Source organism: Brevundimonas sp. EU05-FHT14B07 (assembly GCF_058790795.1).
On sequence record NZ_JBYTCZ010000002.1, the window covers coordinates 24,896 to 50,112 of the forward strand.

Below are 25,217 nucleotides of genomic sequence, written 5' to 3' on the forward strand. Positions count from 1 at the left end.
GCCGATGCGACGCGAAATCCTGCCGGCTGGCATCGCCCTGCTGCTGTTCGGCGCAACCGACGCCTCGGCCCAGGCTTTGCGCTCGGCTCAAGACGCGCAAATCGACCTCTTCGTTCGCAACCGCGCGGTCGCCGTGCGTGATCGGCCGCAACCCGCCTATGACCCTCTCGGCATCCGGGCCGGCGGCTTCACGGCCTTTCCCCGGCTTCAGTCGGGCGTCGTCCATGACAACAATATCTTTGCGGCCGAGGGCGACCGTCAGCCTGCAACGACCCTGCGCCTGACGCCTGAAGTCGTCGTCCGATCCAACTGGTCGCGCCACGCGTTTGAAACCCGCGCCCGCGCCGAGATCGACCGCAACCTCGACTTCGACAGCGAGAACACGACCGACTGGAGCCTGGGCGGCGCCGGTCGTCTCGACGTGGCGCGAGGCGTCGACATCACCTTGGCCGCCGACTACGCCCGCGATCACGAAGCCCGCACGGCCGCCGGCGCCGGCCCCGACGCTCGCCGCCCGATCGCCTTCGATCTGGCTTCCACCTCGCTGGCGGCGACACGCTCGCAAGGTCGATTGCGCCTGTCAGCCAAGGCCGCCGTCCTTCGCTACGACTACCGCAATGGACTGAGCGCTGCCGGCGCCGTCATCGAACAGGACGACCGGGATCGCACCGTCGCCCGCCTGACCGGCCGCGCGGACTACGCCCTCTCTCCCGCGACGGCCCTGTTCTTTCAGGTCGCCCGCGATGACCGCAACTATCGCAAGGTGGCAGGGTCGCCGGAACGATCCTCTTCCGGTCACGAAGCCTTGGCTGGCGTGGACTTCGAGCTGGGCGCGCTGATCCGGGGCGAGGTCGCCGCCGGATACATCCGCCAGGACTTCCAAGACGCAGCCTATGGCGATCTCGACGGCTTCGGCGGTCGTGCGCGCCTGTCGTGGTTCCCCACCCAACTGACGACTCTGACCGCCACCGCGGCGCGCAGCGTCGCGGACACCGGCGTGATCGACTCGGCCGGCGCCCTGCGCACCGACCTGTCGATCAGCGTGGACCACGAACTGCTGCGCAACCTGATCCTGACGGCGGAAACGGCGTGGAGCGAGGACGGCTACAACGGCCTCGACCGCACGGACACGCGCTTTACCGCCGGCTTCAGCGCCGTCTATCGCCTCAACCGTCGCTACGGTCTGACCGCCGGCGTGACCTTTCTCGATCAATCCTCGTCCGGCGCGGCGGCAGGACCGAGCTATCGCTCGACGCGCCTTTCCGTCGCTGTCGTCTCGCAGTTCTGAACACACGGCCACAGCGCGAAGATTGACAACCTGAAGGCATCATCGCACCACTGGACGGGACGATCACCGTTCGATGGCGCGATGACCCACCACGACCCCGCGATCGGCGGTCCCGGCCAGCCTGCGGACGACGCCATCGACCTCCATGCCTTGATCGCCGCCTTCCGGCGTCGTCTCGGCCTGTTTATCGCTGTCGCAGCAGCCGTCTGCCTGATCGTGCTGGCGCTGATGCTGGGCCAGCCGCCCGTCTATACTGCGACCGCCAGCCTCCAGATCAACACCCGCAAGGAACAGGTCGTGGCGGGACAGGCCGTGCTGTCGGCGCTCGACGCCGAGGTGGCCATCGTCGACACCGAGGTCGAGGTTCTGAAGTCACCCCAGCTCGCCGCCCAGGTCGTACAGACGCTGGGCCTGATCCGCGATTCCGAGTTCAACGCCCGCCTGCGATCCTCGCCCCTCACCCAACACCTGCCGCGCGCCACGCCTGCGCCGACCGATAGCCAGATCGAGCGCCAACAGGTGATCGACGCCGTCCGGCGACGCCTGACCGTGCGCCGCGTCGGCCTGACCTATTCGATGGCGGTCAGCTTCACCTCCGAAAGTCCGATTAAGGCTGCCCGCATCGCCAACACCTTCGCCGACGCCTATCTCCAGTCTCAACTCACCGCCAAGTTTGACGCCAACGCCCAGGCCAACACCTTCCTGGGCGCCCGGCTGGAAGATCTGCGCCGCCAGGTCGAGGCCGCCGACGCGGCCGTCTCAGCCTACCGGATCGACAATGGCCTGCTCAGCGCCCAGGGCGCCACCCTGACGGAGCAGGAAATCTCGGCCTACAACCAGCAACTCGCCCTGGCCCGCGCGCAACAGGCCGAACAGGACGCCCGCCTGCGCACCGCCCGCTCTCAGATGGCGGCCGGCTCCAACGGCGACGATGTGGGCGAGGCCCTCTCCTCTCCCGTGGTTCAGAACCTGCGCGCCCAGCGCGCGGCGATCAGCACGCGCGTCGCGGACCTTTCTGTCCGCTACGGCCCTTTGCACCCCGACATGATCCGCGCCCGTCAGGAGCTGGCCGACATCGACGCGCAGATCCAGGCCGAGATCCGCCGTGTCGTCTCGAACCTGGACGCCCAGGCCCAGGTCGCCCGCCAACGCGCCGCCTCGGTCCAGTCCAGCCTGGACGCTGCGCGCGGCGCCTTGGCCGACAACAACGCCGCCTCGGTGCGTCTGCGCGAACTGGAAGGTGAGGCCGAGGCCGCCCGCGCCATCTACCGCGCCTTCCTGGATCGTTATCGCGAGACCAGCGCCCAGACCGGCGTCGAGCAGGCGGACGCCCGCATCGTCTCGCGCGCCACGCCTCCGACCGCACAAAGCGCGCCGAACCTGATGATCAGCCTGGCGCTCGGCCTGATGCTCGGCGCGGCGGCGGGAATCGGCGCCGTCATTATCGCCAACGCCATGCAGACCGGCCTCAGCGGCCCCGATGACGTCGAGCGCAGGCTGGGCGTCGGGGCCATTGGCGCCATTCCCCTCGCCTCCTCCGTGGCGACGGCGGAGGATCAGATGCTGCACCCGATCGACCTCGTCGTCCAGCGACCGCTGTCGGTCTTCGCCGAGGCCTTTCGGGCGCTACGCACGTCGATCACCCCCATCGTCAGCGTCGTGGGCGAACCGTCCGCGCGCATCGTCGCCGTCACCTCCGCCCTGCCCGGCGAAGGCAAGACCACCACAGCCGTCTGTCTGGCCCGCGTCGCCGCGCGCTCCGGCGGACGCGTTCTACTGATCGACGGCGACCCGCGCCGGCGCGGCGTGACGCGGATGCTGGGCCTGAACCCCGACCACGGCCTGGCCGAGGTCCTGCATGGCGCGGCGGCCTGGCGAAACGCGCTGTTGCTGGACCCGGCCTCCGGCGCACAGGTTCTGCCCCTTTCGGGATCTGGCCTGTCGGCCGACGACCTGTTCGGCGCCCCGCCGATGACCACCCTGCTCGACGAACTGCGTCAGGCTTTCGACCTGATCGTCATCGACGCCGCGCCCGTTCTGGTCCTCGCCGACGCCCGTATCCTGTCAGCCAAGGCCGACACCGTCATCCTCCTCGCCCGCTGGCGAAAGACCCCCGCGCGGGCCGTCGCCGCCGCCCTGCGCATCCTGCATCAATCCGGGGCCCGTCCCATAGGCGTCACCCTCAGCCAGGTCGATGTCCGGGCCCAGTCGGGCCAAGGCTATAGCCACGCCGACTACGACTACCGCGCCTATCGGAAATACTACGTGGCCTGACGCTGGCGTCAGCGCGGCCGTTCCCCGCGCCGGCTCGACACCTCGGTCGAGGCTAACCGGTCCCACATCTGGAAATACAGGCCGTAGTTGCCGTTGAAACGTTTGTGGTGCGCGTCGTGGTGGGTGGCGGTGATCATCCAGCGCAGGGGGGCGCGTTTCAGCCAGGACGCGGGCCAGACCTCTCGGCCTGCGTGATTCAGCACGGCGGTGGCGGTCATGAAGGTCAGCAGCGCCAGCGCCACGCCCCAATGAATGGGGATAAAGAGGGTCAGGGCCGGCAGGAACCAGGCCGTGGCGATCGCTTCGGCCGGATCGAAGGCGAAGGAGGCGAAGGCGCTGGGATCGCGCGACCGATGATGTTCGGCATGGGCCCAGGGGAAGATGCGCGGATGGTGCAGTCCGCGGTGAACCCAATAGTAGAAGGCGTCGTGGGCCAGCATGTAGACAATGAAGCTGACGGGCAGCCACCACAGCGGCCAGGCATGGAGATCGTCGTAGATCGCCGCTCCACCGCGCTTCCAAAGCTCGATGACCAAGGCAGCCGGCAAGGCGTAGATCGGGCAGGCGATCAAGGACGCGATGATTTCGGCGCGGATACGTTTCGCCACCGGCGGCCGGTGGTTCAGCTGACGCCCCCGTCCCGCTCCGCCCCACAGCAAGCCATGGGTCACGACACCGACCAGCAGATAGCGCACGCCGATGATCAGGCTGAGCGCGAGGGTGGTGACGAACAGGTCCTTCAACATGGGCGCACAGACGGCGAAACGTCGCGCCGGGTCAAGTCGTGACGCGCGGTCCGTAAAGCGCCTATGATGGGTCATGTCCTGGCCGACGATGATCCTGCTGTTCCTCGCCACCTTCCTGGGGATGGAGGTCTTCGCCTGGGCGATGCATCGCTATGTCATGCATGGCCTGCTGTGGACCTGGCACCGCAGCCATCATGAGCCGCACGACGACGTGCTGGAAAAAAACGACCTGTTCGCCGTGGTGTTCGCCGCCCCGGCTATCATCCTCGTCGCCTTGGGTCTGCATCTGTGGCCTTGGGCGCTGCCGATCGGCATGGGCGTGACAGCCTATGGACTGATCTATTTCTTCTTTCACGACGGACTGGTGCATCGCCGGTTTCCGACGGGAATCGTCGGACGCTCGGGGTTCTGGACGCGACGCATTCAAGCCCACCGACTGCATCACGCAGTGCGGACGCGCGAAGGCTGCGTGTCGTTCGGCTTCCTGTGGGTGCGGTCGGCGCGCGCGCTGAAGGCCGAACTGTCTCAGAAGCGCGGCGCTTCCAGCAACGGCGCCTGAGCCAGGGCGGCAAGGTCCGCCGACCCGGTGCAGAAGCAGGCCAGCCGCAGTTGGGCCGCCATCAGATCCAGATGACCCACCACGGCCCCGGTCGAAGTTAGCGCCGCCTCGAGCACGCCCGCCGCTTGGCCGACCAGACAGGCGCCCAGCCGGATCGCGCGCGCCGCATCCAGACCGTCGCGGATGCCGCCCGACCCGATCAGATCCAGTTCCGGCGCGGCCTGGGCGCAGTCTACCAGGCTGCGCGCCGTCGGCACGCCCCAGCCGGCGAAGGGCGCGGCCAGCGCTTCCGCCCGACCTCCCGTCGCTCGCGCACCCTCGATCAGGCCCCAGTTGGTGCCCCCCGCCCCGGCCACGTCCAGCGCGGCGACGCCCATGTCCGCCAAACGACGCGCCACCGCGCCGGACAGGCCGGCGCCGGTCTCCTTGACGATCAGACGGCCCGGGAAAGCCGCCGCAATCTGCTCGATGCCTCGCGCCACGCCACGCCAGTCGCGATCGCCCTCGGGCTGAACGCCTTCCTGCAACGGGTTCAGATGCAGGATCAGGGCGTCGGCGCCGATCATCTCCATGGCCCGCCGCGCCTCGTCCACGCCATAGCCCAGGGCGAACTGCACGGCGCCCAGATTGGCCAGGATCATCGCATCCGGAGCCCGGCGTCGCAGATCCAGCCCCAGACCCAAACCGCCGTCCGTCTCCAGCGCCACACGCTGCGAGCCGACAGCCAGAACGACGCCCAGAGCCTGGGCGGCCTCCGCAAGCCGCGCATTGATCGCCTCGGCCCGCGATGGCCCGCCGGTCATCGAACTGATCAGGAACGGCAAGGCGACCCGCCGCCCCAGAAAGCGCGTCGCCAGATCGATCGCGTCGTGATCGATATCTGGCAGGGCGTCATGAGCGAAACGGACGGCATCCAGACCCGATGTCGTCTGGCTGACGCCTCGTCCGGCCCGCACGTGGTCGATGTGTTCGTCCTTGCGCCGGATCAAGGCATCGGCGTCGGTGGACATCGCAAACGGCTCCTGGCGGGTTGCATCCGACGCGGTCGTGATGCCGTATGGCATCATAAAGGTTCGGCGCGTGGTCGCAACGCGACGCCGGCGAGTATGGGAGATCTGTATGGCGATCGTCGGCATCCGGCGCCAACCGCCCCTGGCGGACGCATCCTGCGACCCCGACGATCTGCGCCTTCGGGTTCAGTCGCGCTTGGCTGAGCTGGCTCCGGCGCACGACGGCCTGCTGTCTACGGCGGCCCGCGAGGCCTTGCTGGGCCAGGGAAAACGCGTCCGGCCGGTGCTGGCCATGCTGGCGGCGGCGCATGTCGGAGGCGAGCCGGAAGACGCCCTGGACTACGCCTGCGCGCTGGAAATGGTCCATGCCGCGTCGCTGGTTCTGGACGATCTGCCGTGCATGGACGACGCCTCGCTGCGTCGGGGCCAGCCGACCCTGCACCGTCGCCACGGCGAGGACACGGCGGTTCTGGCGGCCGTGGCCCTGTTGAACCAGGCGACGCGTCTGGTGCTGCAGACCCCTGCGCCGGCGGAAACGCGTCTGGCTGCCCTGGACCTTTTGACGCAGGCGATTGGTTTCAATGGTCTGTCCGAGGGTCAGATGCGCGACCTGCGCGACGACGCGAGGAATCGCGACGAAACCGCCTTGCGCCAGATCAACGATCTGAAAACCGGCGCCCTGTTCGTCGCCACCGTGCGCGGCGGCGGTCTGCTCGGCGGCGGCGATACGCAGGATTTGGCGCGGCTGTCGATTTTCGGCGAGGCGATCGGCTTCGCCTTCCAGCTTTGTGACGATCTGCTGGATGTTTGTTCGACCATGGATGCCGCCGGCAAGGACGTGGGTCAGGACGACGACACCACCACCTTCGTCGATCTGTGGGGCGAATGCCGGACCCGCGCCGCGGTGCGACAATCCTTGGCCAAGGCGGTCGAGGCGGTCGGCCATGACAGCCCCCTGGCTCTCTATGTCCTCGACCTTTTCCAGCAGGCCGAACTTGGGGTCTGACGTCGCGCCGGCCCTGTCGCTGAGCGGGATTGATGCGGGCTACGACGGCCGATCCGTGCTGAGCGACTTCAGCCTGAGCATCGCTGTGGGCGAGGTCTATGCCCTGCTCGGGGCGAACGGCGCGGGCAAGTCCACGGTGGCGCGTGTGGCCTCGGGTCTGCTGCCCGCTCGGCGCGGGCGTGTCGTATTGGGCGAAGGCGGCGGACCACGCGGGCGCATCGGGTTGGCGCCGCAGGACAGCGCCCTGTTCGCAGCCCTGTCGCCACGCGAGAACGTCGATGTGACGGCGCGGCTATGCGGCGTGCCCAAGCGTGATCGCGGCGCGGCGGTGAACCGCGCGCTCGACCTGACCGGCTGCGGCCCGCGCGCGGACCAGCCGGTGCGCACCCTGTCCGGCGGCTGGAAGCGGCGCGCCAACCTCAGCGCCGCCTTGGTCGGGCAACCGCGCCTGCTGATCGCCGACGAACCGACGGAAGGGGTGGATGCGGCGACCCGAAGCGTCCTGTCCGTCGCCCTGCGCGAAACCGCAAAGGCGGGCGCCGGCTGCCTGCTGATCAGTCACGACGCCATCTTCGTCGCCGATACGGCCGACCGGATCGGTGTCCTGGCCCAAGGGCGACTTCTGGCGGAAGGCGCGCCGAACGCCCTGCTTCATCGCGCGTTCGGCTCAGCCCGGCTGCTCAGCATTCGCCTGACCCGACCCGCGTCGGATCCCGCCGCCCAATGGTTCGCCCAAGCGGGGCTGACCGCGTCCGAAGATGGGCTGGAGTGGCGGCGGCTCTGCGAGGACGCGTTGGCCATCGCCCAGATGCTGGCCGCCGTCGTCGATGGCGAGGATGGCGAGGTCGCCGTGCGTCGCCCCGGCCTGGACGATCTGGTTGCACAGCTGTCGCAGGCTCCATCATGATGGCGGTGGCGGGCGCCTGGGCGAGAGGGTTTTGGCGCGACCGCGCAGGCGTGATCCTGACCCTGCTGTTGCCACCCTTGGTCTATCTGCTGTTCGCAGCGATCTTCGGCGCGGGCGCGCGCGGCGACATCGATACGAGCGTCGTGCTGCACGACGCTTCGCGAACGCCCGCAACGGCGGCGATCCGCGAGGCGGTATCAAAGGACATGGGGGCGCGTCTTCGCATCGTGGAAGATCGCGAGGCTTTCGACCGCGCCGTCATCGACGGTCGCGCCGACGCGGGCATACTGATCCGTCCCTCGACGCAGGGACCGCCGAAGCTGGTGATCGTTTCCGCCGCCGGCAGGGATGTGGCGGCGTCGGCGCTTCAGGCGCGGCTGGAGCCGATGGCCGCCGCGCTGTCGGGTCAGGGCGCACGACCCGCACCGCGCGTTCAAACCCTGCAGATCGGGCCTCAGGGTGATGTGCAGGCGACCTATTATGCGGGCGCGGTCAGCGTCATGTTCGTCTTCTTCGCCGCCATGCACGGGGCCATGGGCGGGCTTGACGAGCGGCGATCCGGTCTTCAGTCACGCCTGGCCCTGGCGCGCGGCGGCCTTGCGCCCATCCTTGGCGGGCGGGCCGTCTGGCTGACTGCTGTGGGCCTGATGCAGTCGGCGGCTGTCTTCGTCGCCGCCTGGGTCAAGTTGCCTGACCTGGCCCCCTGGCAGATGGCGGCGACGGCGGTCACCGCCTTTGCGGTCGGCTCCTGCGCCGCCGGTCTGGCCCTGGCTCTGACAGCAGCGTGTCGATCGCGCGAACAGGCCCAGCCGTTGACGACCTTCGTCGTCCTGCTTCTGGCCGCTCTGGGGGGATCGATGGCGCCGCGCTTTTTGATGCCCGAGGCCTTCCGCGATCTCGGCTGGATTACGCCCCACGCCTGGGCCATCGAGGCCTATCAGGCCGTGATCTGGCGCGGCGAGTTCACCTCGACCGTCATCGCAGCCTGGGCGGTCATGGCCGGTCTTGGCGCAGGGGGTCTCGTGGTCGCCCTGATGTTGGAGAGGCGGCGCGCGGCTCGCTGATCGTCAGACGTGGGTCCACAGCGCCGGGCGCGGCGGCGGCTCGCGCCAGGCGTCCAGCGTCTTGCACCACAGGGCGATCAGACCACCCCGCCCCAACAGCATCAGCTTGCCCGCCTTGTCGACCGACGTCCGTCCGTCCCAGGCGCTCACGCCGGCGCGCGACACATGGCGGCCGATCGAACGATAGACGCCGCGCGCCGTAGCGATGGCCCAGGCCGAGCGCGGGTTCAGATCGCGCAAACCCCACCGGGCCGAGGCGTAGAAGGGTTCGGCCGCCGCGACCAGGCGCTGGGCCGTGCGCGCCACGGCGGCGCGGTGCTGGGGCTGATCGACCTGGTCGCGCGGCACGCCCGCCTCGTCCAGCCAGGCGCCGGGCAGATAGACCCGTCCACCCTTAGCATCCTCGACCACGTCGCGAGCGATGTTCGTTAGCTGGAACGCCAGCCCCAGGTCCTGGGCGCGTCGCAAGGTCGGCGCATCGTCCACCCCCATGATCCGCGCCATCATCACCCCGACGACGCCGGCGACGTGATAGGCGTAGTCCAGCGTGTCCTCCAGCGTATCGTAACGCCGGCCGACCACGTCCATCTCGAACCCTTGCAACAGGTCCATCGCCTCATCGGCTGGAATGCCATGACGCATGGCCACGCGTTGGAAGGCGGTGAAGACCGGGTCCGTCTGCGGCTCACCGGCCAGGGCGGCGGCGGTGCGAAGACGCAGTTCGTCCAGCTTCTCGCCGGCCAGCACCGGATCGATGCCGACCGCACCGTGGCCCAGCACCTGGCCGTCGATCTCGTCGTCGCAGTGCCGGCACCAGGAATACAGCATCCAGGCGTCATCCCGGATCGCCGCCGGAAACAGGCGCGCAGCGGCGGCGAAGCTCTTGGACCCCTGCTCCATCGACTGGCGGCTGTGATCCAGGACGGCGTCGGTCATGCCGGCTGCCTCGCGTCCTCGATCATCAGGGCGGCGGTGGCCTTGGCCGATCCGACCACGCCCGGCACGCCCGCGCCGGGATGGGTGCCGGCGCCCACGAAATAGAGGTTGGGGATCTGGTCGTCGCGGTTATGCACCCGGAACCAGGCGCTTTGGGTCAGGATCGGCTCCAGCGAGAAGGCCGAACCCTGGTGAGCGTTCAGCTGGTCGCGGAAATCGACCGGCGTGAAGATGCGGCAGGTATCCAGATCCGCCGTCAAACCGGGGATGTAGCGTTCTTCCAGATAGGCCAGGATCCGGTCGCGATAGCGTGGCCCCTCGACCTCCCAGTCGATGTCAGCCGAGGCCAGGTGCGGCACGGGCGCCAGGACATAGAAGGCGTCGCAGCCTTCCGGGGCCAATGACGGATCGGTCCGCGTCGGCGCATGCAAATACAGCGAGAAGTCGTCGGGCAGGTCCGGCCCCTTGAAGATTTCGGCGATCAGCTCGCGATAGCGCGGCCCGAACAGCACCGTGTGGTGGCGCACCTCCGGGTGGACGCGTTTCAGGCCGAAATAGATGACGAACAGCGACATGGAGTGACGTCGCGACGCCAGCCTGGCGCCCTCCTTCTGACCGCGCGGTTCCTGACCCAGCAGGCGCTGATAGGTATGAACCACGTCGGCGTTGGAGGCGACCATGTCGAAGGCCAGCGTCTCGCCGTTAACCACTACGCCGCTCGCGCGACCGTTCGCCATGGTGATGCGTTCGACCGGACTGTTCAGCCGGACTTCCCCGCCCAGATCCTTGAGCAGACGCACCATGGCCTGGATCAGGGCCCCGGTGCCGCCACGCGGGAACCACACGCCCCAGCGCCGCTCAAGCGCATGGATCAGCGCATAGATCGAAGAGGTCGCAAACGGATTGCCGCCGACCAGCAGGGAGTGGAAGCTGAACGCCTGACGCAGGTGCTCGTCCTGAATATAGCTGGCGACCTTGTCATAGACCGATCGCCAGGCCTGAAGCCGCATCAGCTCCGGCGCCGCCTTGACCATGCTGGCGAAGTCCAGAAACGGCACGGCCCCCAGCTTCAGATAGCCTTCCTTCAGCAGGTCCTGCGAATAGGCCAGGAACTTGCGATAACCGTCCTTGTCGGCCGGATTGCGCGCCACGATTTGGCGGTCCAGCTCGTCCTGGTCGTTGACGTAGTCGAAGACATCGCCGTCTTCCCAGCACAGTCGGTAGAAGGGCGCGACCGGCAGCAGTTCGACATAGTCCGACAGCTTGCGCCCGCTGGCCTCGAACAGTTCCTCCAGCGCCGACGGGTCGGTGATGACGGTGGGACCGGCGTCGAAGGTGTAGCCCTTATCCTTGAACACATAGGCCCGGCCGCCCTCCAGATCGCGGGCCTCGAACACCGTAGTCTGAATGCCCGCCGACTGCAGCCGTATGGCCAGCGACAAGCCTCCGAAGCCCGATCCGATTACAGCAGCCCGCATCACGCACGTCCTCTTTCGACCATACAGGTCAGTGCGGCGCCGATCGGCACCGGGGGTTTTCCACTCAGGATCCGCGCCTTGTCAGCGAGGGTGGATCCAGCGGCGTAGAAGCGTTCGACCAAAGGCTGGGGCAGACGATAGAACCGCTCCAGCACCTTGTATCGCTCATCAGGCCGCGCCGCACGGAATAGCATCCGGTTCAGCAACCGATAAAAGCCTCGTCCGGCCCATACGTCATGCGCATGGCGGCGGATGTCTTGAGCGGTCGTCGCCGGCTCGAAATCCCGCGCCAACCGGTCGGCCAGGCGCACCGCGTCCGGCAGGGAATAGCCGGTGGTCGGGTGAAATAGCCCAGCGCGCAGGCCGCTGAGCGCCGTCGGCCCCATCCGCGACAAATGCGCGCCGATGTCCCCATCGAGCGCCACGGGCAGGACGCCGTCCTCTTCGCGCAAGACCGTCTCGATCTCCCAGCCCTTCGCGCGGGCGTAATCCAGCACGCCCTGCCGGAAGGCCGCGCGATCCAGCGCATCCCCATCGGTGTAGCGCGTATCCTCGATCAGCAGCGTGCGATCATCAAACGGCAGGGTGTAGAGAAACCGATAGCCCCCGGCCTGATCGACGCAGGCGTCCATGACGATGGGCGTGGTCAGACCGTGCGGCGCCGCCAGCCGCACCTCTAGCCCGACGAACTTCTGGAAACCCAGCGCCAGATCCGGCGTCGCGGTTGGCCCGCGCCCATCGATCACCGCCTTGGCGCTCAGACGCCGTCCATCAGCCAGCACCGCTTCGGTCGGCGACACCGAAGCGACCGGCGCACCCAGCATGATCCTTCCGGGCAAGGCCGCCTCGACCACCGCCGCAAACCGTTCGGCCGTGACGCTGCAATAGGGGGTCGACAGCGCCCGTTCGAACTGGGGAAAACGGACGCTGTATCCCGGCCAGCGATGCACCACCAAGGGCGCGATCCAGTCGCGCTGCGCCTGCGTCAGGTCGCTGTCGAAGAAGGACCAGGTGTGGACCCCGCCCAGGGTCTGCGCCGCCTCGACGATTCGCACGTCCAGATCAGGGCGGACCTGCGACAGCCGCAACGCCAGCAAGCCATTGGCCAGGCCGCCGCCGACCAGCAGAAGGTCCGGCGCGGAAGTGTCAGAGGCGTCGACCTGCATTCCAGACAGGTGGCACGCGACGACGCATGCGGCAAGCGAACAGGATGCTTACCGGGCCGCGATGCGCTAAGTGTCGCGCCATGTCCGCCGTCACGCCAATGTCACGGGTCGTCCCGAACCAGGCCCTGATCGGTCTGACGCTGGCTGGCCTGATCGCGGCGGCTTGGCTGACCCTGCATATCTACGGCGTCTATTTTCATCGCTGGACGATCTGGAGCGTCCTGACCGTTCCGCTGATCGTCGCCGTCCAGACCTGGCTGTCCGTCGGCCTGTTCATCGTCGCCCACGACGCCATGCACGGCTCGCTGGCCCCGGGACGCCCCCGGCTGAACACGGCGATCGGCAGCCTGGCGCTGGCCCTCTACGCCGGTTTTCGGTTTGCGCCGCTGAAGACGGCACACCACGCCCATCACGCTGCGCCCGGTACGGCGGACGATCCCGACTTTCACGCAGAGGCTCCAAGCGCCTTCCTGCCCTGGTTTTACGGCTTCTTCCGCACCTATTTCGGCTGGCGAGAATTGGTCGTTCTGACTATTCTCGTGGCTGTCGCGGTGCTGATCCTGGGCGCCCGCATGCCCAATCTCTTGGTCTTCTGGGCCGCGCCCGCCCTGCTCTCGGCGCTACAGTTGTTCACCTTCGGCACCTGGCTGCCTCATAGGCACACCGACGACGCCTTCCCCGACCACCACAACGCCCGCACCAGCCCCTTCGGCCCGGTCCTGTCGTTGCTCACCTGCTTCCACTTCGGCCGCCACCACCAACACCACCTGACCCCCTGGAAGCCTTGGTGGCGTCTCTTCAGCTAGGCGGATCGCGTCAGCCGTCGCGCCATTCACTGAGCATCTGGCCGTCGGCGTCTTCGAAGGCGACGCGGTCCAGTTGCACTGCGCCGATGCAAACCGGCCGTTTATCGGCTGCGGCGGCGCGGCAATGGATGGCGCGGCCGTCGGCGAAGGCGGTCATGCGCCCTTCGAGGACAAGACGGTATCCTTGCGCCTGCGGCACGGGTGGTTGGCCATCCTCGCCACGCAACGTGAACTCATAGGCGCGGCCGTTTCGGCGGCCGGTCCGCGCGCCGTTCGCCTTGAACACGGCGGCCAAACCCACCGTCTGAGGCGAAGACTGGTCGGACGTCGAGGCGCCGGGCGCCATCGCCGGGCAGGCCTCGGTGCGCAGCCACGGCCGTTCCAGCCAGAATCCCTCCACCGCCTCCAAGCCGCTGTCGTCGCGTCCAATCAGACCGGACTGCAGCCAATCCGCCGGCGCCAGGCTGAACTTCAGGCTCTGGCGATCCTTCGCCCAGGCCACCGTCGCCAGCCCATCGGCCGCAGCTTCGGCAGCCTCATTAGGCTCACCGCACCCAAAGGCCTGGCGGACGACAAAGCGTCGCCCGGCCAGAGACGCGCCCCCGACCTCGCGCCCTGCGGCGAAGGCCGAGGCGGCGATGTCCATGGCCTCAAGCAGGCCGGCGCGATCCAGCACCGGCGCAGGCGCAACGGTCACCACCGGCGGCGTTTCGGATTTTTGGGCCGGAGCAGGCGCAAGCTGCGGCTCACGCTGGCAAGCGGCGAGCGCCAGCAGGGACGCCGCAAGCGCGACTATCAAAGACCGAGGCGACGCAATCGTTTCGAGCATGGAACCACTCTAACACGCGAACCGCTGAGGTGGATGCGCTGACCCGAAAAGGTTGACGCGAACGATGGGGGACGGTCTGCACAGCATCATGACTTTCGACCAGATCGCCGCCCTTGCCGTGCTCGTCGCCGTCGTGGGCGTCCTGATCCATGGCAAGATGCGGGCCGACGTCGTCGCCTTGACCGGCGCCGCCGTGCTTCTGCTGCTGGGCGTCGTGCGGCCGGTCGAGGTGCAGGGCGCCTTCGCCAGTCCCGCCGTCATCGCTTTGGCAGGCCTGTTCGTCATCGCCTACGCCATTGAACTGTCCGGCCTCTTGGGCTGGTTGATCCGACAGTCGACGCAGCTTTCCGCCCGGATCGGCGCCCGGGGCATCTGGATCGTCATCGGCCTGTGCGGTTCGGTCGGCGGCTTTCTGAACAACACCCCTGTGGTGGTTTTGGCCGCGCCGGTGATCCGCGACGTCGCCCAGTCGCTGCGCCTGTCGCCCAAACGCTTTCTGATGCCGCTCAGCCACGTCACGGTCATGGGCGGTCTGCTGACGCTGATCGGCACCTCGACCAACCTGCTCGTCAACGACATGGCCCGCAACGCCGGCCAGCCGGTCTTCGGCCTGTTCGAGATCACGCCCGTGGGTCTGGCCGTCGCGGTCGTCGGCGGCCTGTGGCTCTATTTCGTGGGCGCGCGCCAGCTGGGTCGATCGGTCGCCAGGGATGAGGCGGAAACCGCGCGCCTGGCGGAAATGGAAGAGGCGCGTCGCCGCGCAGAGGCCGAAGCCATCAATCGCCGCAAGCGCCTGCTGCCGTTCGGCCTGCCGCGCCTGGGCGGATCACGAAACCAGGTCGATGGATCGGGCGATGCGCATCTCGGCGACGTTGAACTGTATGGCGCCGCCGATCGTCCGCTGCGGCTGAGGCCGGCTGCGATCTCGCTCGGCGTGTTTGTCCTGGTGATCCTGTCGGCGGCGCTGGGGTGGGCGCCGATCGCCGCCTCGGCCTTCGCCGGCGCCGTCGGACTGATCCTGCTGCGTGTCATCACGCCCGAAGAGGCCTATGCCGGACTGCGCCCTGAAATCCTGTTGCTGATCGCCGGCATGGTCGTGGTCGGCACGGCGATCGAGGTGACCGGTCTGGCGTCGGCCGGCGCGGACCGTCTGATCGGCGTGATCCGGCCCCTGGGGCCGCTGGGCGCCCTGATCGTACTTTACGGCGTGACGCTGTTCGCCACCGAACTGCTGTCCAACGCCACGGTCGCGGTTTTGATTACCCCCATCGCCGTAGCCCTGGCCGAAAGCCTGGGCGTGGATCCCCGACCCTTCCTGGTGTGCGTCATGATGGCGGCCTCGGCCGCCTTCGCCACCCCGTTCGGCTATCAGACCAATGTGCTGGTCTTCAATATGGGCGGCTATAGCTACATGGACTTCGTCCGCGTCGGCCTGCCTCTGAACCTGATCACCTGGATCGCCGCCATGGTCGCCATCCCGATCTTCTTCCCGTTCTGATCGAGTGGCAGTCGGAGTGGTGCGGGCGGCCGGGCTTGAACCGGCAAGGACTTTCGTCCGGCAGATTTTAAGTCTGCTGCGTCTACCAGTTTCGCCACGCCCGCAGCCCGGTCTGGCCCGGTTCGGCTCCTATAGACGGAACCGGGCCGGGTCTCCAAGTCGTCAGCGTGTCGGGGTCGCCGGCGTGGTCGCGGGCTTCATCGCCCGGAAGTCCACGTCGGAGTCGGCGATCAGCCACAGCAGGCCCGCCCAGGCGGCGACGTTCTGGTTCAGTTGCGCCGGGTCGATCTTGTCCAGCGTGTCGTTGGCGGTGTGGTGCAGGTCGAAATAGCGGGTTCCGTCCTGGGCCAGGCCGAAGAAGGGCACGCCCAGCGGGCCCATCGGTCCGACATCGACGCCGCCTTCGGTCTCGACCCGATCCGAGGCCAGGACGCCGATCGGATAGAGAACGCGGGTCGCGGCCTTCTGGAAGTCCGAGCCTTGCGCGCCGGCGGGCAGGCGCAGGGCATAGACGCGGTCGGCTCCGAAATCGCTCTCGCCGGCGATGATGTGCTTGTCCAGCGCCGCGCCCTGGCCGCGCGCGTAGACGCCGCCGCCGTTGCCGGTCTGAGCGGTCGGCTGGGCCACTTCTTCCGAACCGTAGAAGATGACGCGCAGGGTTCGGGCTGGACGGCGGCCGCTGTCGGCGATGGCCTTAGCGGCGGCGATGGTGATGGCGCCCCCGGCCCCGTCGTCGATGGCGCCGGTGCCCAGGTCCCAGCTGTCCATGTGGGAGCCCAGGACGATGATCTCGTCGGGGCGCGTGGCGCCCGGCAGATCGCCGATCACGTTCTGGCTGGTGGTGCGATAGGTGCGGGCGGTCGAGGTCAGGCGCATCCGCACCGGCTGGCCCAGGGCGACCAGGCGGCTGACCTGATCGGCGTCGGGCGCGGCCAGCGCGAAGGCGGGAATGGTCGGCTTGCCGTCGACATAGCGGGTCGTGCCGGTGTGCGGCATCCGGTCCTCGTCAGAGCCCACCGAGCGCATGACGAAGGCCGCCGCGCCCTTGGCGGCCGCCACGCCGGGGCCGGCGCCGCGCACGCGGGTCTGGGGACCATAGCCCGAGCCGTCCTGCATCGGGTGCATCTGGCCCAGATCGACATAGACGATCTTGCCGCGGACGGCGGCCTCGGGCGCGGCCTGCAGATCTTCGAAGGTGGAGAAGCGCACGATCTCCGCCTCGACACCGCCCCTCGGCGTGGCCGGCGAGTGGCCCAGAGCCGCAGCGACCAGGGCCTGGGCGTTGTCGCCGACGATGGCGGCCGAGCTTTCGCCCCGCTCCCAGCCGACCAGTGGGAACTCTTCGATGCGGACATTCTGGAAGCCGTTGGCGCGCAGATAGTCGGCGGCCCAGGCGGCGGCCTGCTGTTCGGAACGGGAACCCGCCGGGCGCGCGCCGAACCGCGTCGTCAGCTGGGTGACATAGTCCATTGCGATGTTCGAGCGCATCGCGGCGTCGCGCACGACGATCGCCTGCTGCACCGTCGCCGCATCCTGAGCCTTGGCCGCCGGGATAAACGCGACAAGACCCAGGGCGACGGCGCTGGCGGTCAGCAGACGGATGGACATAGGCAGGCTCCGGATTCAGATGAGAGCCGGACCCTAGGTAGGTTCAGTCGTTCTGGAAATAGGGTTCGACCGGACCCTGCAGTTTCACGGTCAGGGCCTTGCCCTTGCGATCCACGCGGTTGCCGAGCGCCAGACGCACCCAGCCTTCGGACACGCAATATTCCTCGACATTGGTCTTCTCTTCGCCCTTGAAGCGAATGCCGACGCCGCGTTGCAGGACCTCGGCGTCGTGATGCGGGCTGGACGGGTCGACCGAAAGACGATCGGGGGGCGTGTCGGACATGGCGTTGGTCGGGCTCAGATCTCGGGAAGGCGCGGTGATAGACGCGCTGGCGCGCCCTGCCAATCCGAAACCGGGCGGAAACCGGGTTCGAAGGCCTTAGGGCAGCAGGTGATAGTGTTGGGCGACGGCGGCCATCATCACGGTTCCGACCGCCGGAACGGCGAGTATGATGGCCCTGCGCATGCGGTGCGCCACGTAAAGCAGTTCGCCGATCATGGCGCGGATCCTCGATGTCATCGCTCTCTGACGGAGCGTTCGAAGATCATTGGTCGAACAGTGCGCGCTGTCGAGACGAAACGTCAGCGTCGAGATTACACTTAAGGTTACTGCACAGTTTGCCGGGGCTGGGCGTTGGGGGCGGCTGACGGCTGATAGGCCTGCGGGCCGGTCGCAGCGGGAGCGGCCGCAGGCGTGGCGGCAGGACGACGCGCCGGGGTCGCGGCCGGACGGGCCGCTGGTCGCGCAGCGGGACGGTTGGCGGCCGGGCGCGGCGTCGGACGGGTCGTTGGGGCGGCCGTAGGCTGAGCCGTCGGCGTCGCTGGCGGGGTCGTCGCGGCTGGCGCAGCAGCGGCAGGCGTAGCGGCCGGAGGCGGTGTGGCCTCGGCGGCGGCGGCGCGGGCGGCCATCTGCTGGGCCTGGAAGCGGGCGGCGAGCTTTTCGGTCAGTTCTTTGGCTTGCGGCGCGCTCATCTGGGCCATGATGGCGGCCAGGGTGCGCGGACGCATGGCGGCGGCGACCGGCAGGCGCACCCGGTCCTCCAGCGCGGCCATGACCGGGGCGGCCTCCTTGGGACGCATGGCGGAATAGACTTGAACCAGACGATCGATCTCGGCCTTCTCGCGCTCGTCGACTTGGCCGAGCATCTGCTTCATCTCGGCCTTCAAGGCTTCCAGCGCCTTGACCTTGGCGTCCAGCTTCTGCTCGGCGGCGACCATCAGCGGCAGAGTAGTGGCGAAGTCCTGGTCACGCGCATCCAGCGCCGCGCGGCGCTGCGACAGCGACTGGATGATCTTCAGCTCGGCCGGCGAAATCCCGGCCTGCTGGGCCAGCTGTTCGGGAGACAAGGCGGAACAGGTGCCGGGCAGAACCGGCTTGGGCGGCGCGCCGGCCGCAGATGGAACCGCCTCCTCGGCCCAGGCCTTGGCCCCGTCGAACAGGCCAGGCGCGACGCCGACGGCGCGCACGGCGACGACCCCGCCGATGGCGATGGCGATCAAGGGCAGGATGCGAGGAAGGCGGGCCATGAAATGGGGTTCCGAACTCAGGCGGCGAACAGGTCGTCGTCGAGATTACGACGCGCGGCGTTGAGGCTTTGTTTGGCGGAATGGTTAGCGGAGCGTCCGGCCGTCAGGGCCTGAACAATGGCGGCGACATTGTCGCGCCCGGCGGGCGCAGCCGCTTCAGTGCGACGGTTCGAAGAGGGACCGGCCAGTCCCTGGATGCGTTGAGCAAGGGCCGCCATACGCTCGGCCCGCTCCTCGTCTTCGGTCGCGGCCGGAGCCGGGGCCAGGGCGGCCGGGGGCGCGCGACGGACGGGTTCGTCCTCAACGATCCGCGCCGGCGCCACTGCCGGCGCGCGGGCAATCAGGGTCTCCAGCTGGGCCTTGACCTCACGCGCCTTGATGATCCGGTCGTGCAGCAGATCCGTTTCCTGACCCGAGGCCCGAAGGGTGGCCAGGGCGTTTTCGGCGCGCCCCGCAGCGGCGTTCAGTTCGGTGACGGCCTGGGCGAAGGCCAGCTGTCCGGCGCGCAGGGCGGCCAGCTTGCGTTCCAGCTTGATGCCGTAGCCGACCGCCGCGATCAGCAGCACCATCAGCACGCCGTCCATGATCATTCCGGCCATCAGACGTTCACTCCCAGGCGGGCGGCGACTTCCGGATTGACCGGTCCTTCGACGCGTATGGCGATGTGCTGGCCCTTGCGACCCATGCGGCCTGTGGTCAGCGGAATGGAGCCGGCGCGGATCGAAACCTCGGAATCCGGCGTGGCGTTCAGCATCATCGTGTCGCCGACCTTGAGGTTCAGCACGCTGGACAGAGGCATTTGCTGTTCGTCCAGGACCGCGCGGACTTCGGTTTCGGTCGTCCAGATCTCGGTGGCCAGGTGGCCTTCCCAAATGTTGTCGCGGCCGAACTTCTCGCCCATGAACTGCTGCAGCAGCATCTTGCGGATCGGCTCCAGCGTCGCATAGGGCAGCAGCAGTTCGATGCGACCGCCGCGATCCTCCATGTCGATCCGCAGCTTGATCAGGATGGCGGCGTTGGCGGGACGCGCGATGGCGGCGAAGCGCGGGTTGGTCTCCAGCCGGTCCAGGTTGAAGTGGACCGGCGTCAGCGGCTCGAACGCCTGGCGGGCGTCGTTCAGCACGACCTCGACCATCCGCTGCACCAGCACCCGCTCGATGGTGGTGTAGGGCCGGCCTTCGATGCGCAGCGCCGCCGTGCCGCGACGACCGCCCAACAGCACGTCGACGATCGAATAGATCAGGTTGGAATCGACCGTCAGCAGACCGTAATTGTCCAGCTCCTCGGCGCGAAACACCGCAAGGATGGCCGGCAGCGGGATCGAGTTCAGATAGTCGCCGAACCGGATGGAGGAGATATTGTCCAGGCTGACTTCGACGTTGTCGGAGGTGAAGTTGCGAAGGCTGGTCGTCATCAACCGCACCAGGCGGTCGAACACGATCTCCAACATCGGCAGACGCTCGTAGCTGACGAGCGCGGAGTTGATGATGGCGCGGATGCCCGAGCGTTCGGAACCGTCGTCGTCGCCCAGGTCGAAGCCCAGCAGGCTGTCGATCTCATCCTGGTTCAGGACGCGTTCGGACAGGGCGTCGCCGGGATCGCCCAGACCGCCGAACGGATCGAGTTGCGCCGCGTCCGTCATGCCTATTGCACCAGCATTTCTTCGATCAGCACGGCGTCGATCTTGCCCGGAGCGGCGATCAGATTGACGCGGCGCAGAATCTCGGCGCGCAGCTGATAGGTGCCGGCCGAGCCGCTCAGATCCTCAGGGCGCAGTTCGCGCATGAAGCTGGTGAACATGTCCTGCAGACGCGGCATCTCTTCCTGCAGATGGGTCGCCACCTCGGCGTCCTGCATCTCCAGGGTCAGCTTCAGCTTCAGGAAGGTCGGACGGCCGTCGGGCGACTGAATGTTCATGACCATGTCGGGCAAGGTGTAGAAGGTGACGCCATCCGGCCCCGCGGCGATGACGCCCAGCGCAGGATCGGCCTCGCCCTCCTTGCCGCCGCCGCCGTGACCGCCGCCTTCCTTCTTCTCTTCCTTGCCCTCGGCCTTCTTGTCGGCCTTCTCTTCTCCGTGACCGGCTTCGGCCTCGGCGCCCTGCGCTTCGGCGGGCTTGGGCTTCAGCATGAAGAAGGCCGCCGCGCCCCCGCCGCCCAGCACCAGCAAGGCGACCGGCGCGATGATGAACAGCAGCGGGATCTTCTTTTTCTTGGGCGCGGCGGCGTCGCCCTCGACGGCCTCGCCTTCGGTCACGGCCGGCAGGTTGGCGTCGGCGTCGGCCGCAGGCGCACCCTTCTTCTTGCCGAACTTGAACATGCGCGCGCCCCGGAGACTTTCTCATGACGAGGATCGTCCGGTTTGGTTAACGCGACGTTTACAATGGGCAGGATTTGCCGGGTCGGAAGCGGCCCGATCCCGCTCAAACCCGCATTCCGCCTGAATTAACCCTGTTGGCACGGCCGTTGCGAGGGCTGAGGCGAAGGAGCACGCCTCTCGTGGAAAACGCCGCCTATATCGGACTGTCACGCCAGATGACGTTGCGTCGCGAACTGGACATCGTGGCCAACAACGTCGCCAACGCCAACACCACCGGCTTCAAGGTCGAGCAACTGATGCTCGGAACCGAGATCGGGCAGCGGGCGCGCAACGACTCGATCCGCCCGTCGGCCAGCTTCGTGCTGGACAATGGCGTCGGTCGCGACTTCGGCCAGGGTTCGATGCAGCAGACGGGCCGCTCGCTGGACTTCGCCATTTCCGGCGAGGGCGCCTTCTTCACCGTGCGTGATGGCGCCAACGGCGAAGCCTACACCCGCGACGGCGCCTTCACCCTGGACCCGGAAGGGCGTCTGACCACCAAACAGGGTCAGGCCGTCCTTGGCGGCGGCGCGGAGATCGTGCTGGACCCCGCGCTTGGCGCGCCCAGCGTCGGCGCTGACGGCACCATCACCCAGAACGGACAGGTCACTGGCCGGCTGTCGGTCGTGCGTTTCGATACGCTGGGCGTGCTCGAAAAGGGCGGCGACAGCCTCTACCGCAATAAGTCCAACGCCCAGCCGATCGAGGCCGCCGACGCCCAGGTTCATCAGGGCTCGCTGGAGTCTTCCAACGTCAATCCATTGATCGAAATCACCAATCTCGTCGAGATCAGCCGCGCCTACGAGAGCATTTCCAAGCTGATCGAAAACACCACAGACCTGAGCCGTCGCGCCGTCGAGCGCCTCGGCAAGGCCGCTTAAAGGAGAGCCGGAACATGCGCGCTCTGAGAACCGCAGCCTCGGGCATGGCCGCCCAGCAGTTGAACGTGGAGGTTATCTCCAACAACATCGCCAACATGAACACGGTGGGCTTCAAGAAGCAGCGCGCCGAGTTCCAGGACCTGCTCTATCAGAACGTCGAACGCATGGGGGCCCAGTCCTCGGCCTCAGGCACCGTCGTTCCGACCGGCATCCAGATCGGCGCAGGCGTCAAGGCCGGGGCCGTCTATCGGATCACCGAACAGGGCACGCCCCAGGCGACGGGCAACCCGTACGACATGGCCATCGACGGCAAGGGCTATTTCCAGATCAGCCTGCCTTCTGGCGAAAAGGCCTACACCCGCGCCGGCAATCTGCAGGTCAATCCAGAAGGCCAGATGGTGACCGACGACGGCTATCTGCTGGAGCCGGCGATCACCATCCCGCAGGACGCGACCAAGGTATCGATCTCCAAGACCGGTCTGGTTCAGGTGACCCAGGCCGGACAGCCCGCCCCGACCACGGTCGGGCAGATCGAACTGGCCAGCTTCTTCAACGAGGCGGGTCTGGAAGCCATCGGAGACAACCTGCTGCTGGAAACCGCCGCGTCCGGGCCGGCGATCGTCGGGACGCCCGGCGACGCGGGCTACGGCCAGATCATGCAGTCCTACACCGAGGCGTCAAACGTGGACGCGGTAGCAGAGATCAGCGCCCTGATCGTGGCGCAGCGCGCCTATGAAATGAACTCCAAGGTCATCAGCACCGCCGACCAGATGCTGTCCGTCGCCTCGCAAGTGAAGGGCTAGGGCCGTGATCATGATCCGTTCCCTGCTGCTCGCCGCCGCCGTCAGCGCCTTCGCCGGCGCCGCCCTCGCCAACCCGGTCGTGCTGCGCGCCAACCCCGTGGACGACGACGGTCGCGTCACCCTGGGCGACATCTTCGAGGGCGCGGGCGCTGCGGCCAATGTCGCCGTCGCCGAACGCGTCGGTCCTTCTGTCGTGCTGGACGCCGGTCAGCTTCAGGCCCAGGCGCGTCAGGCGGGCCTTGACTGGAGCAATCCCAACGGCCTGCGCCGCGTCGCCGTGCGCCGTTCGGCCGGACCCGTTCAGACCGTGGCCGAGGCCGCGCCGACGGACGCCGTCCAGGCTGCCCAACCCATCGCCCGCGCCGCCTATCGTCCCGGCGCCGCGCCGCAGGTCATCGCCCGCAACGATATGGTGCGCGTTACCTATCAGGTCGGCGGCGTGAACCTGGCCGTCATGGGCAAGGCCATGCGCAGCGCCGGTCTGGGCGAGCCGGTCGCCATAATGAACACCACCTCCAACCGCGTCATCGATGCGGTCGCCTCCGGCCCCGGCCAAGCCATCGCCGGCCCCGGCGCCGACATGGCCCGCGCCAATCCCCAACAGTTCGCCGCCCGCTAGGGAATCCAAGTCATGCGTAAAGCCGTCCTGATCCTCGCCGCCTTCGCCCCGCTCGCTGCCTGCTCGACCGTCGCTGAAACGGTGCGCGGTCCGGAACTGGCCCCCATCGGCTATCCCGCCGCCCTGATCCCGGCGCAGCAGGCCTATCTGCCCGCGCGCGAGACCGCGCCGGCCAGCGCCAACAGCCTGTGGCGCACGGGCGCCCGGACCTTCTTCGGCGACCAGCGCGCGCGCCATATTGGCGACATCCTGACGGTCAAGATCGACATCGACGATCGCGCCCAGACCCAGAACTCGACCCAGCGCTCGCGCTCCAACGAGATCAATGCCGGCGTCAGCAATCTGTTCGGCCTGGAAAGCAGCCTGGGTCGCGCCTTCCCCGGTGGCTTCGATCCGTCGAAGATGGTTGGCATGGAAGGCGATCTGAAGTCGTCGGGCAATGGTTCGGTCACCCGCGCCGAGAAGGTGTCGCTGACCATCGCCGCCGTCGTCACCGACGTCCTGGCCAACGGCAATCTGGTGATCCAGGGTCGGCAGGAAGTGCGCACCAACCGCGAGGTCCGCGAACTGACCGTCGCCGGCATCGTCCGCCCCGAGGACATCTCATCGGCCAACGCCATCAACCACACCCAGATCGCCGAGGCGCGCATCTCCTACGGCGGTCGTGGCGACGTCAGCCGCGTCCAGGCCCCGCCCGTGGGTCAGGCGCTGGCGGAACGCTTCAGCCCGTTCTGACGCGAGCCGACCCTGCGGGTTGAACTGCAGACGGATAACCGCGTTCAAAGTGAATGCGGTCGTCTGATCTTGCGGTCACAGCCGCGTCTGACGACATTGAAGGCGACGCGGCGCTGCGCGTCGTCGGCGGGGGCTGACACATGATGCTGATACTCTCCGCCCTGATGGCGGCCGCGATACAGACTGCGCCCGGCGCAGGCTGGACCTGGAGCCTGTACGAGGGCGAGGGACCGATGGTGCTGGCCAACGACATCCCCGACACGGCCAGCCTGCGCGCCACGCTGCAATGCCTGCCGGGTTCGGGCGCGGTCTCGGTCGCGGTCTATGGCGAGGATGCGTCCGCCGGATTTGCGCGTATCACCTCAGGCGGGTCGACGGCGACCAGCGAGGCGCGCATCGGGCGTGGCGGCAAGCTGGAGACGGCGATTCCCGTCGACCACCCCGCCTTTTCCGCCTTCGTCGAGAACGGCCGGATGACAATCGCCGTCGGCGACGACGCCAGCACGATCACCGTCGAACGTCCGCACATGGCCAAGCTGCGTCGCTTCGCCGATCGCTGCGCCGGCTGAGGAATTCACGCATGCGTCTTCGCTTGATATCAGCCTTGATCGCCGTCTCGGCCCTTGCAGCTTGCGCGACCCAGGTCCCAATGCCCCCAGCCGGCTCTGCGGCGACCGCATCAGCCCCCGCGCCCACGCCCGGTTACGACTGGTTCCTGAACACCGATGGGCAGGAGGCCATGCTGGCCTACGGCGTCGCCAACAGCGACGAAGTCAAACTTCGGCTCGCCTGTCAGGTGGGGTCGAGCGCGCTGGAACTGACGGCCTCCAGCGACAAGCCGGGCCGCGAGATTTATCTCGAATCGGGCGGCGACACCGAGCGCTATCGCGCCGCATCTGAGCCGGCCGTCGTGCATGACGGCGAACTGCTGACGGCGCAGGCCAAGACCAAGGATCCGGTCTTCCAGCGCTTCCGACGTCTGGGCTGGATCGCCGCCTGGGCTGACGGCGAACGTCACGTCTACGCCGCCCATCCCGCCGCAAAGGTGCAGATCGAGCGGTTCTTCACCGTCTGCGGTTGACGCATCGGCTCTGCTCGGCTTGCGTGCCCCTCCTGACA

Annotated in this window: 27 protein-coding genes and 1 tRNA gene; 14 read left to right on the forward strand and 14 right to left on the reverse strand. The window is 67.9% G+C overall.

Annotation, left to right across the window (positions count from 1 at the left end):
* Window positions 1-4 precede the first annotated feature (4 nt).
* Both AC3WRC_RS04190 and AC3WRC_RS04195 read left to right on the forward strand, forming a co-directional pair.
* Window positions 5-1,288: an outer membrane beta-barrel protein gene (locus AC3WRC_RS04190; RefSeq protein ID WP_492303013.1), complete on the forward strand. Its 1,284-nt coding sequence runs from the start codon at window positions 5-7 to the stop codon at window positions 1,286-1,288.
* 81 nt (window positions 1,289-1,369) lie between these two features.
* Entirely contained in the window at window positions 1,370-3,562 is a 2,193-nt protein-coding gene (locus tag AC3WRC_RS04195) for a GumC family protein (protein ID WP_492303014.1), read from the forward strand.
* Between the two features lie 8 nt (window positions 3,563-3,570).
* Here the strand turns inward: AC3WRC_RS04195 and AC3WRC_RS04200 are convergent, their stop codons facing one another.
* On the reverse strand, window positions 3,571-4,383 hold the full coding sequence (locus AC3WRC_RS04200; RefSeq protein WP_492303015.1) for a sterol desaturase family protein: 813 nt from the start codon (window positions 4,381-4,383) through the stop codon (window positions 3,571-3,573).
* Between AC3WRC_RS04200 and AC3WRC_RS04205 the strand changes: the two genes are divergently transcribed.
* Window positions 4,382-4,867 carry a sterol desaturase family protein gene (locus tag AC3WRC_RS04205; RefSeq protein ID WP_492303016.1) on the forward strand — a complete coding sequence of 162 codons (486 nt, stop codon included), beginning with the start codon at window positions 4,382-4,384 and terminating at the stop codon, window positions 4,865-4,867. The two genes, AC3WRC_RS04200 and AC3WRC_RS04205, sit on opposite strands and share 2 nt — an antisense overlap.
* Here the strand turns inward: AC3WRC_RS04205 and fni are convergent.
* Entirely contained in the window at window positions 4,834-5,877 is a 1,044-nt protein-coding gene (gene fni, locus AC3WRC_RS04210; protein WP_066554777.1) for a type 2 isopentenyl-diphosphate Delta-isomerase, read from the reverse strand. The genes AC3WRC_RS04205 and fni overlap by 34 nt on opposite strands.
* Window positions 5,878-5,986: 109 nt before the next feature.
* Between fni and AC3WRC_RS04215 the strand changes: the two genes are divergently transcribed.
* From AC3WRC_RS04215 to AC3WRC_RS04225, 3 genes are read left to right on the forward strand one after another with little or no spacing between them, the layout of a single operon-like run.
* Window positions 5,987-6,883: a polyprenyl synthetase family protein gene (locus AC3WRC_RS04215; RefSeq protein ID WP_492303017.1), complete on the forward strand. Its 897-nt coding sequence runs from the start codon at window positions 5,987-5,989 to the stop codon at window positions 6,881-6,883.
* Window positions 6,873-7,790 (forward strand): ABC transporter ATP-binding protein, encoded by a 918-nt coding sequence (locus AC3WRC_RS04220; RefSeq protein ID WP_492303018.1) that lies wholly within the window; start codon window positions 6,873-6,875, stop codon window positions 7,788-7,790. The genes AC3WRC_RS04215 and AC3WRC_RS04220 overlap by 11 nt, the downstream gene beginning before the upstream one ends.
* Before the next feature lie 50 nt (window positions 7,791-7,840).
* Window positions 7,841-8,854, forward strand: a complete 1,014-nt coding sequence (locus tag AC3WRC_RS04225) for an ABC transporter permease (RefSeq protein ID WP_492303019.1) — start codon at window positions 7,841-7,843, stop codon at window positions 8,852-8,854.
* 3 nt (window positions 8,855-8,857) lie between these two features.
* On the opposite strand, the gene AC3WRC_RS04230 is transcribed toward AC3WRC_RS04225, so the two are convergent.
* From AC3WRC_RS04230 to crtY, 3 genes are read right to left on the reverse strand one after another with little or no spacing between them, the layout of a single operon-like run.
* On the reverse strand, window positions 8,858-9,790 hold the full coding sequence (locus AC3WRC_RS04230) for a phytoene/squalene synthase family protein (protein ID WP_066626564.1): 933 nt from the start codon (window positions 9,788-9,790) through the stop codon (window positions 8,858-8,860).
* Window positions 9,787-11,268, reverse strand: a complete 1,482-nt coding sequence (locus AC3WRC_RS04235) for a phytoene desaturase (RefSeq protein WP_492303020.1) — start codon at window positions 11,266-11,268, stop codon at window positions 9,787-9,789. The genes AC3WRC_RS04230 and AC3WRC_RS04235 overlap by 4 nt, the downstream gene beginning before the upstream one ends.
* Entirely contained in the window at window positions 11,268-12,434 is a 1,167-nt protein-coding gene (gene crtY, locus AC3WRC_RS04240) for a lycopene beta-cyclase CrtY (protein WP_492303021.1), read from the reverse strand. Before crtY ends, AC3WRC_RS04235 begins: the two co-directional genes overlap by 1 nt.
* 80 nt (window positions 12,435-12,514) lie before the next feature.
* Between crtY and AC3WRC_RS04245 the strand changes: the two genes are divergently transcribed.
* Complete coding sequence (locus AC3WRC_RS04245; RefSeq protein ID WP_492303022.1) at window positions 12,515-13,240, forward strand: fatty acid desaturase; 726 nt, start codon at window positions 12,515-12,517, stop codon at window positions 13,238-13,240.
* Window positions 13,241-13,250: 10 nt separating this feature from the next.
* Here the strand turns inward: AC3WRC_RS04245 and AC3WRC_RS04250 are convergent, their stop codons facing one another.
* A complete protein-coding gene (locus tag AC3WRC_RS04250; protein ID WP_492303023.1) occupies window positions 13,251-14,069 on the reverse strand; it encodes a hypothetical protein in 819 nt (272 codons plus the stop codon).
* Window positions 14,070-14,157: 88 nt separating this feature from the next.
* Here AC3WRC_RS04250 and AC3WRC_RS04255 point away from each other — a divergent pair, with 88 nt between their 5' ends.
* Window positions 14,158-15,567 (forward strand): SLC13 family permease, encoded by a 1,410-nt coding sequence (locus AC3WRC_RS04255; protein ID WP_492303460.1) that lies wholly within the window; start codon window positions 14,158-14,160, stop codon window positions 15,565-15,567.
* A 17-nt stretch (window positions 15,568-15,584) separates the two neighbouring features.
* Here the strand turns inward: AC3WRC_RS04255 and AC3WRC_RS04260 are convergent.
* From AC3WRC_RS04260 to AC3WRC_RS04295, 8 genes are all read right to left on the reverse strand, one after another.
* A tRNA-Leu gene (locus tag AC3WRC_RS04260) sits at window positions 15,585-15,671 on the reverse strand.
* Window positions 15,672-15,729: 58 nt separating this feature from the next.
* Complete coding sequence (locus AC3WRC_RS04265; RefSeq protein ID WP_492303024.1) at window positions 15,730-17,175, reverse strand: M20/M25/M40 family metallo-hydrolase; 1,446 nt, start codon at window positions 17,173-17,175, stop codon at window positions 15,730-15,732.
* Window positions 17,176-17,218: 43 nt separating this feature from the next.
* On the reverse strand, window positions 17,219-17,458 hold the full coding sequence (locus AC3WRC_RS04270; protein ID WP_045810378.1) for a DUF3297 family protein: 240 nt from the start codon (window positions 17,456-17,458) through the stop codon (window positions 17,219-17,221).
* A gap of 96 nt (window positions 17,459-17,554) precedes the next feature.
* Entirely contained in the window at window positions 17,555-17,695 is a 141-nt protein-coding gene (locus AC3WRC_RS04275; RefSeq protein WP_155965911.1) for a hypothetical protein, read from the reverse strand.
* 86 nt (window positions 17,696-17,781) lie between these two features.
* Window positions 17,782-18,702: a MotE family protein gene (locus tag AC3WRC_RS04280; protein ID WP_492303025.1), complete on the reverse strand. Its 921-nt coding sequence runs from the start codon at window positions 18,700-18,702 to the stop codon at window positions 17,782-17,784.
* Between the two features lie 17 nt (window positions 18,703-18,719).
* The gene (locus AC3WRC_RS04285; protein ID WP_492303026.1) at window positions 18,720-19,301 is read right to left on the reverse strand and encodes a DUF6468 domain-containing protein; all 582 of its coding nucleotides are present in this window, start codon (window positions 19,299-19,301) and stop codon (window positions 18,720-18,722) included.
* Window positions 19,301-20,344, reverse strand: coding sequence for a flagellar motor switch protein FliM (fliM, locus tag AC3WRC_RS04290; RefSeq protein WP_017504455.1), 1,044 nt, complete (start codon window positions 20,342-20,344; stop codon window positions 19,301-19,303). The genes AC3WRC_RS04285 and fliM overlap by 1 nt, the downstream gene beginning before the upstream one ends.
* A gap of 2 nt (window positions 20,345-20,346) precedes the next feature.
* Window positions 20,347-21,021 carry a flagellar basal body-associated FliL family protein gene (locus AC3WRC_RS04295; protein WP_492303027.1) on the reverse strand — a complete coding sequence of 225 codons (675 nt, stop codon included), beginning with the start codon at window positions 21,019-21,021 and terminating at the stop codon, window positions 20,347-20,349.
* 179 nt (window positions 21,022-21,200) lie between these two features.
* Here AC3WRC_RS04295 and flgF point away from each other — a divergent pair, with 179 nt between their 5' ends.
* The 6 genes from flgF to AC3WRC_RS04325 all read left to right on the forward strand — a co-directional run bounded on the left by flgF (window position 21,201) and on the right by AC3WRC_RS04325 (window position 25,179).
* Complete coding sequence (gene flgF, locus AC3WRC_RS04300; protein ID WP_055754136.1) at window positions 21,201-21,941, forward strand: flagellar basal-body rod protein FlgF; 741 nt, start codon at window positions 21,201-21,203, stop codon at window positions 21,939-21,941.
* Between the two features lie 14 nt (window positions 21,942-21,955).
* On the forward strand, window positions 21,956-22,744 hold the full coding sequence (flgG, locus tag AC3WRC_RS04305) for a flagellar basal-body rod protein FlgG (protein WP_055754135.1): 789 nt from the start codon (window positions 21,956-21,958) through the stop codon (window positions 22,742-22,744).
* A 10-nt stretch (window positions 22,745-22,754) separates the two neighbouring features.
* Window positions 22,755-23,363, forward strand: a complete 609-nt coding sequence (locus tag AC3WRC_RS04310) for a flagella basal body P-ring formation protein FlgA (protein WP_205678522.1) — start codon at window positions 22,755-22,757, stop codon at window positions 23,361-23,363.
* A 12-nt stretch (window positions 23,364-23,375) separates the two neighbouring features.
* Window positions 23,376-24,098 (forward strand): flagellar basal body L-ring protein FlgH, encoded by a 723-nt coding sequence (gene flgH, locus AC3WRC_RS04315; protein ID WP_153922591.1) that lies wholly within the window; start codon window positions 23,376-23,378, stop codon window positions 24,096-24,098.
* Between the two features lie 140 nt (window positions 24,099-24,238).
* Window positions 24,239-24,667 (forward strand): hypothetical protein, encoded by a 429-nt coding sequence (locus tag AC3WRC_RS04320; RefSeq protein WP_492303028.1) that lies wholly within the window; start codon window positions 24,239-24,241, stop codon window positions 24,665-24,667.
* Between the two features lie 80 nt (window positions 24,668-24,747).
* A complete protein-coding gene (locus AC3WRC_RS04325) occupies window positions 24,748-25,179 on the forward strand; it encodes a hypothetical protein (RefSeq protein WP_082854233.1) in 432 nt (143 codons plus the stop codon).
* Window positions 25,180-25,217 lie beyond the last annotated feature (38 nt).